Origin of the sequence: Bradyrhizobium sp. CCBAU 45394, assembly GCF_028128655.1 — a bacterium.
Taxonomy (GTDB): domain Bacteria; phylum Pseudomonadota; class Alphaproteobacteria; order Rhizobiales; family Xanthobacteraceae; genus Bradyrhizobium; species Bradyrhizobium diazoefficiens.
Genome location: NZ_LBIX01000165.1, coordinates 122,915 through 135,242 on the forward strand (window position 1 = coordinate 122,915; position 12,328 = coordinate 135,242).

Below are 12,328 nucleotides of genomic sequence, written 5' to 3' on the forward strand. Positions count from 1 at the left end.
AGCCTTTTGCCCGCCCACCGGTAGCCTTGGCTCGAGTCTCGGCTCAAGCGGTCACGCAAGCCCTAGCTATAAGAAGGAACGTTGGACGTGATAAAGAATCCGATACCTTGGCCAAATGGTGCGCGGTGCGCGGTCGCCTTCACGTGGGACGTAGACGCGGACAGCGCCGTTCATGCCGCGCGTCCCGACACCGCGGACAACCATGTCGCGACACTTTCCTTCATGCGATACGATCCCGAAATCGCAGTTCCCAGGATCATTGATCTGTTCAAGCGCTATGACGTCCCGTTGACGTTCTTCGTGCCTGGTTGGACGATAGAACACTACCCCGCAGCCATAGAGCTCATGCTCAAGAATTCCCACGAGCTTGCTCATCATGGCTACCTTCACCATGACAACAACGCGATGTCCCGTCAGCAGGAGTTGGACATTCTTCGCCGCGGGATCGAGATAATAAATCGCGTGTCAGGTCGCAGGCCGCTTGGATATAGAACGCCCATGATATCTTCGAATGGTGTTTCGAGGCATACGATCGACTTGCTGATCGAACAGGGCTTTTTGTACGACACCTCGCTGTACGGCGATGATATTCCCTACGTGCTCCGAAATGGAAAGGGATCTTTGATCGAAATCCCATGTATCCAGGGATTGGGTGATTGGTATCACTACATGAGCTGGCGTGATTTTGGCTATAGTGCCGCTATCAAACCACCCGCCCATGCAGTCGAGGTTTTCAAGGCGGAATTTGATGCCGCGTGGGAATACAACGGAATGTGGATGTGTGTGTGGCATCCGCCGGTTAGCGGGCGGCTCGCGCGATGTGCCGCAATTGAACCGTTGATCAAGTACATGATTGAAAAGGGCGGTGTTTGGTTCGCTTCGATGTCTGAAATCGCGTTGCACGTTCAGGGGGTCATATCATCCGGGAAATGGAGACCGCGCGTCGACAAGGTTCCCTACTACGAGAGACCTGCCAGGGACGACGCGGTAAGAGAACCTTAGGGATTTGCTCAGAGCTTTTTTCTGCCGCGCCGAGGGCACCAGAAATCCACCTAATAAACTACGCCGCCTGGATACCGGCTAAGAAGCAATTCAGGTCGTCCTTCAGCCGAGCGCTTTCTTCGGAGAGCAGTTCGGCAGACGTTAGCACCAGCTTTGAAGCCTCCTCGGTTTGCATTGCGCCGCTGGTAACTTCGCTGGCGCTTACCGCCACAGAGGTGGTCCTAGCCGCGGCCTCCTGTACATTGCCTGCGATGCTTTTGCTCGTTATCTCCTGCTCTCCGATGGAGTCGACAACTGTCCTGGCAATCTCCGAGATGCAGCCGATAGTAACTCCTATTTCGGCAATGGCGCCGACCGAATCATTCGTCGCTGCCTGAATCGCGCCGATGTGCCTATTGATCTCATCAGTAGCATGGGCCGTCTGTGTCGCGAGAGATTTCACTTCCTTGGCGACGACGGCAAAGCCCCTGCCAAGATCTCCCGCGCGTGCCGCTTCGATCGTCGCGTTCAGCGCGAGTAAATTTGTTTGATGCGCGATTGCGGCGATCAACTGGACCACGCTGCCGATGCGCTCCGCCGCAGCAGCCAAGTCGGCAATGCGCTCGTCGCTCATTTTCGCCTTCCGAACCGCCTCGCCCGCTTTATCGGCCACCTGTTCGACCTGTCGACCGATATTGGCAATGGCTCTAGCCATTTCGTCCGCCGCGGCCGCCACGCGCTGAACGTTGGTGGACGCATCCTCCGATGAGGTGGCGACGCTTGCGGAGAGTTGCCGGCTGTGATCCGCTGTCCGGGTAAGACTGCGCGCGGACCCTTCGAGCTCCGTCGATGCCGACGAGACAGTGTCGATGACCTTGCCCACGGCGGTTTCGAATTCGCCGGCGAGGCGGGCGATATCGGCCTTACGCTGCTCTGCGGCAGCTCGATCCTGTTCGAACTTTGCCTCGAGCTCTACTGTTGCCCTCTCGCGAGCTTTCAGCTTGAACACTTCGACGGCTTCGGCCATTTCGCCGAGTTGATCTCTGCGGCCAATTCCAGGCAAAACCACATCGAACCGCCCCTCGCCGAGTTGGCGCATGGCCGCCGTCATCGAAACGACTGTTTTGGCAATGCGCTGGCCGAACAGTAGCGCAATCAGACCCACGAGAATGGTTGCAAGTCCGATTACCCAGATGAGCGCCCGCCGGATTTCTTCAGAACGTCCTTCTGCTGCTTCGGAGCTCGCGTCGGCGGCCGTCATAATCTTCAAGAGCGTCGGGCGGACTCGCTGATAATTTTGTCCGAGATCGTCGACTTGGTCGCTCAGTGCCTGCTGCGTCACCATGAATGACGCAAAGCTCGCTTTGTATGTGCGGATCAATTCGAGAATGCGGGATCTGACCTCTGCGGCCAAATTGGACTGAGCGAGCGCGGTCTCGAATTCCGACTCCCGCTCCGCCAGGAGGTCTCCATATTTGTCTTCACCGCGTAAGATGAAATCCTTCTCGTGCCGGCGCATCATCAACATCAACGTCGTGAGCCGTGATTGATCGAGTCCGGTCAGTTGCTCCTCGATCGCGTGGGCGGCCTTGCGCAGCCTCCCTTGGAACCCGTCATCCTCGTTGAAACCCAGGTTGCGTTGCGCCGAGACCACATTGTGAAAGCGCGTCGCATAAAGATTGATCACGGAACGCAAAGAAGTCGCCAGCTTCAGAGGGCCATCCCCAGGGAGATCTGCCACAAACGCTTCGACCCGACTGAGGTCTTCGAGCTGCCGCTGATAATTCTCGCCGTGGCTCTTGATTAATACTTCGCTCGGTTTGCGCAGGAAGTCGCTTGCGATTTGTCGTGATTCCAGGAAACTCTGTGACAGTGATGCGACATCGTCCCTAAATCTCCTGCTGTCGGCCGATTCGCTCTGAACCATGCTCGCGTAGTTTAGCGCAGCCGCGCAGATAGTGCCTGTGACAAGCACTCCGGAAAGGCCGAGCATCGCCATTTGGCTTCTCAAGCCAATGCGAATGGTCCTGGATAATCTGCCGCTCCTCGTTCCAACTTTGCTCATGTTACCCCTTGAATAAGTTCGTAGACCCGGAGGGGGTCATGGCGAGAGTGAGCTAGACGGCGTCGAACAGCTTCGTTCGATCAACGAGACCGGCTCATTAAGTTAGATTGATTGCGAAACCCTGAATTGGAATGCGTATGAGCATCGAGCACACGAGTTCTTCTCGGTGTGCTTGACGTATGCAGTGGGCAAGGCACCTCAGCAGACGGACATTGATGATGCAGATTCACACGAGTTGTCGACGAGGCGCGTCGATTGCGGTACAGCGCGCAGGCATCAATACGCACTTACTGGACAGCGACGGGACACTTGCGAAGACTGCTCGCCCACGGGCCGGCAGACTCAACGCATGAGCGGCCATTGAATTCCATCACGGCGATTGCATTGGCCGCGGCTTGATATTTGATGACGAAAAAGACCCGTCATATCCAAGGAAGCCGCAAGCGTGACGAGCGGCGAGCCGAAGCCAACTTCCGGTTAGATACGGCGACGGGGAATAGATCGCGCATGATTTCTGCAACAACTTGCCGAATTAAGCCGGAAAGCCGCGCCGATACACTTCAATTTGGATCATCATGTGACTGGTGCTCTTACGTCCGCTGGCAGGGTCGACGTCGATCGGCCGGTTGGCGAACTCCGGCACGCTCGCTTGCGTTGTCCCCTGCCTCGCAATCATTCCTATGACGCCGGCAACGAAAGGATCACGTTATCGATCAATCGAGTCGAGCCGACGTAGGCAGCCACACAAAGCGCCGCGGACCGCTCCAAAGGGCTCTCGGCGGGCTTTAGCGTAGTAGTGTCAACGAGTTCAAGATATTGCAGCCGATCCACGGTTTCCAAATGCTTCTTCGCAATGCCGATTAGCCTTTTCGGATCTCGCTCTCCGGAGCGAAATTCCTCCGTTGCGGCAAACAGGCCGCGGCTGATCGCAAGGCTCCGCCGACGCTCTTCCAAACTAAGATACCGGTTGCGACTGCTCATCGCGAGTCCGTCAACCTCCCGAACCGTCGGCACGATAGCGATCTCGATCGGTAGGTTAAGATCGATCGCCATCCGGCGTACCACGGCGCATTGTTGAAAATCTTTCTGTCCGAAATACGCGGCGTCCGGTTGCACCATGTTAAAGAGCTTGCACACGACGGTCGCGACACCTCGAAAGTGTCCGGGCCTGAAGGCTCCGCAGAGCGTGTTTGCGAGCTCGCCCGGTTCGATGATGGTCTCGAATTGAGCCGGATATACCTCCTTTGCTTCTGGAGCAAAGACAATGGCAACCCCGGCAGCACGACATAGTTTCTCGTCGCGGACAAAGTCGCGTGGATAGGCGCCGAAATCCTCGTTCGGAGCGAACTGAGTGGGGTTAACGAAAATGCTGACGATCGTGACGTCGCAATTCGCCAGGCTCGCCTCAACCAACGCGAGGTGCCCGTCGTGTAGGCAGCCCATTGTCGGAACAAAACCAATGCGCTTATGGCTCTTACGAACGTCCGCCACCACGCGACGTAGCTCGCTAACCGATCTTATTGTTTGCATGTAGTGCCTTGGATCAGCTTGGATCAGCGGGTGTCCACTTTGCGATCTCATCCCGAACGTTATCGGGAACGCGATAGGACTCTTGGGGTGTCGGGAATGCGCCCTCACGAACATCCGCGACCCAGCTCGATAATGCGTCCTGCAACAGCTGAAAGCCGTTTGCATAGGCACGAACAAATTTGGGACGATAGCCTTCAATTAGGCCTAGAATGTCGTGGAATACGAGCACTTGGCCGGAGCAGTTGGGCCCGGCTCCAATGCCGATGGTCGGTATTGTCAGGTATTCGGTCGCTCGTGCGGCAAGCTCGGCTGGAATACCTTCCAATACCAGCGCGAAACATCCGGCTTCCTGCAGATGATGCGCGTCGTCGAGCAGGCGCTTGGCCTGATCGGTCGTCCTCCCCTGCACCTTGAATCCACCCATAACATTGACGCTTTGTGGGGTAAGACCGAGATGGCCCATGACGGGAATGTCGCAGTCGACGAGAGCGCGCACCATTTCAACGCGATTGCTACCTCCCTCGAGTTTTACCGCGTCGGCGCCCCGCTGAAGGAATCCTCCAGCGTTTCGGATGGTTTCCTCGGGACTTATATGGAAACTGAGAAAGGGCATATCAGCTACGAGCAATGCGCGTGGTTTTGTGCGCGCGACCGCCTCAAGGTGATGGTTCATCATCGCCACACTGACCGGCAGCGTATTGTCGAATCCGAGGCAGACGTTGCCGACGCTGTCCCCGACAAGAACGATATCCACTATGTGGTGTGTGATGCGCGCCGTAACGGCGTCATAGGCAGTGGTCATCGCAACTCGCCGCCCTTCCTGCTTCCACCGCTGCAGTAAGGGAATGGTGACACGTTCGGGCGGTCGCTCGGAACTGTAGCTCATCTCAAGTTCTCGCGTCGTCGGCTACGGAGCTTACCCTTCCCCCGATACTCGTTTCTCTGACGACCGCGTCGTCTCGAAACAAATTGGTGCCGGAGGTCAGCTCATGCGCGTCAGCGCCAATTGCACACAGAGGGTTGGGCACGTGAGGTTCTAGACAGCTCCTTCGTGGCGCCTAGGATCGCCAAAGGAAGGTGTGGTCCCGCTTGAACACTGGCGGACTCAGCAGGCCAAATGGAACCCAAGCCAGGCAAAGCCAAAATAGACAGCACGACTCGATCGTTTCTGAGATCGAGATAAAACAAGCTGTGTCCTGGGACAGCTTAGCCGAGGCGCGCTTATTCATCTTGTAGGCCTTGAAATCGATGATGATTGCCGAGGTTTGTGTCACTTGATCATCCATGTATCGCTCTTCGGATCCCGCCGGATCTAGTCTCAAGACTATTCGGCACCGCTTCTCGCCGTGAATGCTTTCGCGGCGTTCGCGCTGGCGCTAGACCGTTCGCAACCAGCGAAGCCAGTCGTAGTCGGTGCTCCGCCGCGCCTTGAAGCGATCTACGCATTTCTTGGAGCAAAGGGCTGTTCGCCAGCAGTAGTAGCGGATCAGACCGAATTTTCCGCCGCATATCGCGCAGCACTTTACCGGAGCATGATGGGAAGTATCCTTGCGCATTTTGGCCTCCTGCTGGCTTTACGCGTTTAGTCCCATGCATTTCCATTTCTGCGTTGCCACGCCCGTTGTGGGGCGCGGTGGCGCAATTTCGAATTCTCGGCATGAATGGCACCAGGCGCAAACGCGTGGCGCGGCCTCGCTAGCGGAGTTCCGCATTTCATCGGAGAGCCCTCGCCTAGAACGTCTACTGTAAGGCTTTTCTGATCTTGATTGATGCAATGATCAACGCAGTTACGACTAAATCCTGCGCCCTCGGGGAGTTTTGCGATGAAGTTAATCGAACCGGTTCACCTCAGTGGCGTAGGATTGCCGCACAATCTGCGAAGTGCTGCGACCTGAACATTCCTGCCAGACCTATGAAGCCTAGACCTGTCGCCAGTCGGATTAGGAAGACGTCCGCCACCAATTCTGTGACGATCACAGATGTTATCGAAGGACGAAGCACGCTGTTCGAGCCCACCGCCCTTGTTGCGCAATAGCCCTCACAGGCTTGTCGAGACTGGTGCGTCAGCACGCGTATTCCTACGATTGCCTCATATTGCAATCTGATTCACATCAGCCCGCTTGCCGACTGTGCCGCTCGAAGGCGCAGGTCGGATTTATACCGCAAAAGGCATTTGTGCCGGATGCAGTAGCCAAACACTGGTCATAAGTCGAGAACTGACAATTGCCAGGATATCCACAGCTGCGTTCTTGCTGGCAGTACATGTCATGCCAAGCGTTTCCAGCAGCCGGGAGAGCCCGATGCCGTCGACGCCGGCATTGTTGGAGACGACCGTCAGACCCTTGACGCCAGAGTCGCGGATCGCGTCCGACAGGGCTTCCGCAATGCCGCAGAGGCCGAAGCCGCCCGACATGATCATGATGTTGTCCTTGAGGAGACCCTCAAGAGCCGACTTGGCGTTGGGATAGACCTTGTTCATGGATAACTCGTCCGGTGGAGGATCGCTGTTGTTGGTGATGACCGCAGGGACGAAAGCGGTACAAGATGCTTTGACCGTTCAGGCGCCCCACAGGTGCCATGCAGAGTGATCGCCTCGCGCCCAGCGCACACAAGCTCGCGCGGCGCTTCAACGTGCCCCTCTTCACCAAAACCGAAGCGCGGTCAGCAGCTTGTTCTCAAATAAACACAGGCACCAGCAGGCTCGCGCACTCCAATCAAAACATCGGCTGAGTTGGCAGAAATACGGCGCGCCCATTGGGAGCCACGCGGTTCACCGCTGGTCTGGAAGTCAAATACGAATTCAGCGCGAACGAACCTGCAACTTGCTAACTCAAGCTGCTCGAGCGTTTGGTAGCTGTGGCTTTGACGTCTTAACGCGCGTAACTCCGCGACGGACAGCCACGCTGAGCACGTCTGGATCTTCTATATTTGATTCATCATGCCGGTAGCCATTGACTAACAATGTCGCTCGTTTGTCCCAGATCGCTACGTCGCCCGCCTTCCAGTTCCAGCTTACCGTATTTTGAGGGGCCGCGATGTAAGATTGGAGAAGGTCGAACAGTCTTCGACCGGTATCTTTCTGCAAGCCGACGAAGCGCTTCACTGAATTGCCCAGCACTAGTGCGCGCTCGCCCGTTTCGGGGTGAGTTTGCACCACTGGAAGCTCTGTCTCGCATGGCACTGCCGCTGACTGCAGCCTCTCTTCGTCCGTCGCGGTCGAGCATGCTTTCAGAGCATGGCAGGGGGCGCTATTATGAACGGCCCAAAGTTCATCCGCGAGCATGCGCAGTGACAGCGGAAGGTCCCGGTATGCAGCCGCCGCGTTCGACCAAACGGTCTTCCCGCCATGCGATGTGATTATCTTAGCGGGCAACATGCAGATCAGACGGGTGCCATCGAAGGCGGCAGCCGCTTGCGCCTGATCTTCGTGACCGGTGCCGTGTACCGAAGATGGCGCCTGGGTCGCTGACAATCCACACGTCTCGCGAGATCGAGAGAGTGAGTCTCCCAATCGGGCGGCAAAGCGCTCCTGCTCGCCCTCGTTAAAGTGACGCTGATCTCGGAGGAAGATGACCCTATGCTCGCGCAGCAGCTGGTTGATCGCATGCATGACCTCGTCGGATAAGCCGCCCGATAATCTAACGTTGCTGATCTCGGCGCCAAGTCGGGCCGCGCACTTGGTGATATCCGCGCCCGGAATGACGTTGTTGATGCTCTTGTTCATGATCACCTTCATAGCCGCGACCGTTCGAACGAAACCCCGCCGTGCCGGTCGCGGAAGCGACGTCGGAGATACTCGCAGTTACTTTGAGCAGGACCGTCTCGATCACAACTCGGTTGCCAATGACACTGCGCTGAAGCCTCAGATTGTAAGAGCGCGCGATGCACAGTCAATGAAACGAAATCCGCTTTCTTTTTGACTGCGAGCAATGATCGCTTCACGAGCGAGGCCGATACTGAAATATGCGCGTACGCACGCCTTCAGCGGACCATGCCGCGCAGTTCGCAGACCGGATCAATCACCAATGCGTCGAATAGTTGCCGTTGATTTTTCGATCATTAAGAATACTAGCCCGGTCCATTATCGACGAAGTCATACGGCTTCATGACGATCACTGGAAGTTTACATGGGCGCAACAGCAACGAGAGCGCGCGCGTCCTGACCACGACGACCCGACGTGCACATTTGGTGCACGAGCTAATCCCCCGCTCCGGACTCAAAGATCAACGCATCACCTTTCATGCGAGAATTAGCTTCCTCTGGGCTCCGAGGTGAGAATGTCGGTCGTAGCAGCGTTTGGCATTGCCTTCAGGCGACTAGCGACGTTACCCCCCAGTTGCAGGCATACCTCCAGCGGAAGCGCCAGGGCACACTATCCGCCTCAGCCGGCGTCAGTTCTGCGATTGGAAACAGCACCCGCCGCGACAGATGCCCGATGGCCGTCGAAATCCGTCTTTGGGGAGGCACGCACGCGGGATTTAAGCGCGAGCATGCGAGTGATTGCACTAAATGGTACCGAGACATCGCTACTGTGGGTAAAAGAGCAAGGTCGGAGCTAAATTCGTCCATCTCTCGGGATCGTAAAGTCGCGGGAGCATAGCCGGCAAGGGGACGTCCGCGAACTGCGTGTCCCGACTCAAGAGCGTTGTTACCAAGGATAGCCGAAGAAGGAACTATGTTATGAGCCGGACGGGAGACGGAATACCATTCGAAAAGCAGGAATTTGCCCGTCGCTTGGCCTTGGTCAAGAAAGAGATGGATCGGCACGAGATGGATACGCTGCTCGTCAGCGAGCCCTCAAATATCTACTATCTCACTGGGTACGAGGCCTATTCTTACTACGTATTTCAAATGTTGGTCGTCCATCGCGATCTTGACGAACCCGTCTGGATTGGCCGCTTTATGGATGCAGTGTCGGTTCGGCGCATGACCCATTTGTCGGAGACAGCCATTCGTCCCTACACCGACGAATATGTGCAATCTTCGGAACGAGATCCTGTCGACTTTCTCGTTGCGCAACTTAGAGACATCTGCCCAACTCTGAACTCTATTGGGACGGAGACGGGCTCATTCTACTACACCGCGCGAACGCATACCAAGCTCCTCGGCTCCCTACCGGAAAAGCGCTTCGTTGACGCCGAACTGCTCATCAACTGGATCCGCATCCGCAAGAGCCCGGCCGAACTCGCAATCATGCGCGAGGCAGGCAAAATCTCAAACGCGATGATTACCGACGCGGTCGAGGCAGCGAGGCCCGGGATGCGAGAGTGCGACCTGGCGGCAGTGATTTACCGGCGGATGATCTCCGGCACAGAGGAATACGGCGGCGTTCAACCTTCGAGCCCGACCTATTTGCTCACCGGCGAGCGATCAGGCGAACCGCATGCGCCGTGGTCGGATCGTCTCATCGGCACAGACCTTCCAGTGAATGTAGAGACATCCGGCTGCCGTCGACGCTACCATGCCCCAATTAGTCGCACAATATTCCTCGGCACGCCACCGGACTCATATCTTCGGCTATCCAATGCGGTAGTCGAGGGCATCGAGGCCGCATTGGCAAAAGTGAAGCCCGGCGTCACCTGCGCGGATGTCGAACGCGTTTGGCAGGCTACGATTGCCCGGCACGGCTTTCACAAGGAAGCCAGGCTCGGTTACTCGATTGGTATCGGTTTCTCGCCGACCTGGGGGGAACGCACTGCGAGTCTTCGGAGCAGCGATCTCACTGTTCTTGAGCCCGGCATGGCATTTCACATGATGCCGGGACTGTGGCTCGGCGATAACGGCGTCACGATAACTCAGTCTTTCATCGTAACTGAAACCGGGAGAGAAGATTTGACTTCGTTCCCACGGCAACTGGTCATCAAGTGAAGCGAACTCACGGTCCGTCTTGGCCAAGCTTGACGTCCTGGCAACGCCACGCGCCTCGCAAGGCGAATTCGGCATGACTATCGGTAGCGGTGAATCCGGCATGTGCGGCAAGTCCGCGCATGTCTATCGAGTTATCTTGAACAGCACTGCGGTCGGCACGCCGCCTTAAGCTGCGATACCTCTGCGCGCGACCGCGTTACATGAAATGAATAAGTCGAGCGACGCGCCAGAATGCGGAATTTTCGGCGTGCACCGTGGACGGATTGCATCACACCGTCTTTCGATATTGCTAACCGAGCTTAAGGCCACACAGCCGGGTTAAGCAGTCCGACCGTTCGGCGATTGGACCCTTGCTACGGCTGCGTTATCGGCACTGGAGCAGTTGAAAGCAAGAACAATCGCCCTGCCTATGCCTGGGGCGCTGCGCACTCACTATCGGATGTTTCCCTTCTTTCGAGAAGACGATTTGATATTAGTGCCGACGCCGCCTTTGCGAAGTTCAACAATGCGGAGATGGCAGTGGTTTGGGATGCCCTTCGCGTGGCTGGCTAAGTGGGTTTGGACGCTTGCTCGCCTCACTACGCTAACTCCTTCGAAGCGTAAGAACCTCGATCGTCCCCGCTGATCAGCGGGAACGTTCCTCCGCTGGAAGTTAATACACTGCAGTGAACGTAAGCCATGCGGCCGTGGCTTCTGGCACAAAACACGCAATTGACGCTTGAATATGCGCGGCTGCGATCGTCGCATGTCAATCGTGAGGATCATGTTGTCTCTTCAAGACTGCCCCTCGTTCGCCGAAATCAGCCGGATATCGTTCGTGTTGATGGTGATGCCGAGAAGATCGCCGGGTTTGGGATGATGCCCAAATGGAAAGCGCTCCTGCATCGTTAGCTGCTCCCCGTTGATGTCGAGCACGACCCGCGTTGCGCCTCCGGAATAATGGGAATGGAGGACGCGCGCCTGGTGCGCTTGCCCGGCACTGCCACCCGTTGATAATTTAACGTGTTCCGGTCGGATCACCACGGTGCCAGGACCGGGACTCCAATCGGCCTTTATCCGCAGGCCTGCGGCCGACGTGAAAACGCCTTCAGCGGACACCACTCCCTTCAGCAAGGAACACCAGCCGATGAATTTCGCGACGAAAGGCGTGGCCGGCGTTTCGTAGATTTCACCAGGGGTTCCGATCTGCTCCACTTTACCGGCGTTCATGACCACAATCCGATCTGACATCGCGAGCGCCTCTTCTTGGTCATGTGTTACAAAGAGAGTGGTGACGTTGACGCTTCGGACCACTTCCTGCAGCTCTTCACGCATGCGAACTCGCAACTGCGCGTCGAGATTTGAGAACGGTTCATCGAGAAGCAGCACTGCGGGTCCCATCGCCAAGGCGCGAGCGAGCGCTATGCGTTGTTGCTGTCCGCCTGATAGTTGACGCGGCAGCCGGTCCGCCAAATGAGGCAGTTCGATAAGTTTGAGCATTTCCGCAACGCGCTTTGTGCGCCTTTCGCGCGGCCACCTCAAATTCTCAAGGCCAAACGCAATATTCTGAGCGACCGTCATATGTGGGAACAACGCGTAGCTCTGAAACACCATGCCGGTATCGCGTCGATACGGCGGCTGATGCGTCATATCGATGTTATTGATGTATACGCTGCCCGAAGAGGGCTCTACAAATCCGGCAACCATTCGCAGCGTGGTTGTTTTGCCGCAGCCTGAGGGACCCAGCAGGCAGAGCAGTTCGCCGCGACGCGCATTCAGCGAAATGCTGCTGACCGCGGCAGCGTCGCCGTAGAGCTTGGAAACGGAACGCAACTCCACGACTTGGTCGGAACTTCCCCGCACCACATTCTCATCATCCTTGGACGAGGCGAGCATCTCTACTC

At 56.7% G+C, this 12,328-nt stretch carries 8 protein-coding genes and 2 pseudogenes; 2 read left to right on the forward strand and 8 right to left on the reverse strand.

All coding sequences use genetic code 11. From position 1 onward, the window contains the following. Positions 1–87: 87 nt before the first annotated feature. The gene (locus tag WN73_RS22770; protein WP_271554977.1) at positions 88–1,002 is read left to right on the forward strand and encodes a polysaccharide deacetylase family protein; all 915 of its coding nucleotides are present in this window, start codon (positions 88–90) and stop codon (positions 1,000–1,002) included. Between the two features lie 58 nt (positions 1,003–1,060). On the opposite strand, the gene WN73_RS22775 is transcribed toward WN73_RS22770, so the two are convergent. From WN73_RS22775 to WN73_RS22805, 7 genes and pseudogenes are all read right to left on the reverse strand, one after another. Continuing rightward, the gene (locus WN73_RS22775; protein ID WP_271554915.1) at positions 1,061–2,980 is read right to left on the reverse strand and encodes a methyl-accepting chemotaxis protein; all 1,920 of its coding nucleotides are present in this window, start codon (positions 2,978–2,980) and stop codon (positions 1,061–1,063) included. 744 nt (positions 2,981–3,724) lie between these two features. Then, positions 3,725–4,576: a pantoate--beta-alanine ligase gene (gene panC / locus WN73_RS22780; RefSeq protein ID WP_271554917.1), complete on the reverse strand. Its 852-nt coding sequence runs from the start codon at positions 4,574–4,576 to the stop codon at positions 3,725–3,727. 13 nt (positions 4,577–4,589) lie between these two features. Further along, positions 4,590–5,462, reverse strand: coding sequence for a 3-methyl-2-oxobutanoate hydroxymethyltransferase (gene panB / locus WN73_RS22785; protein WP_271554919.1), 873 nt, complete (start codon positions 5,460–5,462; stop codon positions 4,590–4,592). Positions 5,463–5,634: 172 nt separating this feature from the next. Then, positions 5,635–5,862 carry a hypothetical protein gene (locus WN73_RS22790; RefSeq protein WP_271554920.1) on the reverse strand — a complete coding sequence of 76 codons (228 nt, stop codon included), beginning with the start codon at positions 5,860–5,862 and terminating at the stop codon, positions 5,635–5,637. 825 nt (positions 5,863–6,687) lie between these two features. Beyond that, a pseudogene (locus WN73_RS22795) lies at positions 6,688–6,852 on the reverse strand (DUF3551 domain-containing protein); the annotation flags it as partial. Continuing rightward, a pseudogene (locus tag WN73_RS22800) lies at positions 6,852–7,055 on the reverse strand (CoA-transferase); the annotation flags it as partial. The pseudogenes WN73_RS22800 and WN73_RS22795, both read right to left, overlap by 1 nt. A gap of 351 nt (positions 7,056–7,406) precedes the next feature. Beyond that, entirely contained in the window at positions 7,407–8,300 is an 894-nt protein-coding gene (locus tag WN73_RS22805) for a TauD/TfdA dioxygenase family protein (protein WP_271554921.1), read from the reverse strand. Positions 8,301–9,257: 957 nt separating this feature from the next. Here WN73_RS22805 and WN73_RS22810 point away from each other — a divergent pair. Then, a complete protein-coding gene (locus tag WN73_RS22810) occupies positions 9,258–10,445 on the forward strand; it encodes a M24 family metallopeptidase (protein ID WP_271554923.1) in 1,188 nt (395 codons plus the stop codon). A gap of 774 nt (positions 10,446–11,219) precedes the next feature. Here the strand turns inward: WN73_RS22810 and WN73_RS22815 are convergent. After that, positions 11,220–12,320: an ABC transporter ATP-binding protein gene (locus WN73_RS22815; RefSeq protein WP_271554925.1), complete on the reverse strand. Its 1,101-nt coding sequence runs from the start codon at positions 12,318–12,320 to the stop codon at positions 11,220–11,222. Between the last annotated feature and the right edge of the window lie 8 nt (positions 12,321–12,328).

Coding starts and splice junctions, on each gene's coding strand:
- WN73_RS22805 (WP_271554921.1), bottom strand. CDS start 8,300: ATGAACAAGAGCATCAACAACGTCATTCCGGGCGCGGATATCACCAAG.
- panB (WP_271554919.1), bottom strand. CDS start 5,462: ATGAGCTACAGTTCCGAGCGACCGCCCGAACGTGTCACCATTCCCTTA.
- panC (WP_271554917.1), bottom strand. CDS start 4,576: ATGCAAACAATAAGATCGGTTAGCGAGCTACGTCGCGTGGTGGCGGAC.
- WN73_RS22775 (WP_271554915.1), bottom strand. CDS start 2,980: ATGGCGATGCTCGGCCTTTCCGGAGTGCTTGTCACAGGCACTATCTGC.
- WN73_RS22815 (WP_271554925.1), bottom strand. CDS start 12,320: ATGCTCGCCTCGTCCAAGGATGATGAGAATGTGGTGCGGGGAAGTTCC.
- WN73_RS22790 (WP_271554920.1), bottom strand. CDS start 5,862: ATGGATGATCAAGTGACACAAACCTCGGCAATCATCATCGATTTCAAG.
- WN73_RS22810 (WP_271554923.1), top strand. CDS start 9,258: ATGAGCCGGACGGGAGACGGAATACCATTCGAAAAGCAGGAATTTGCC.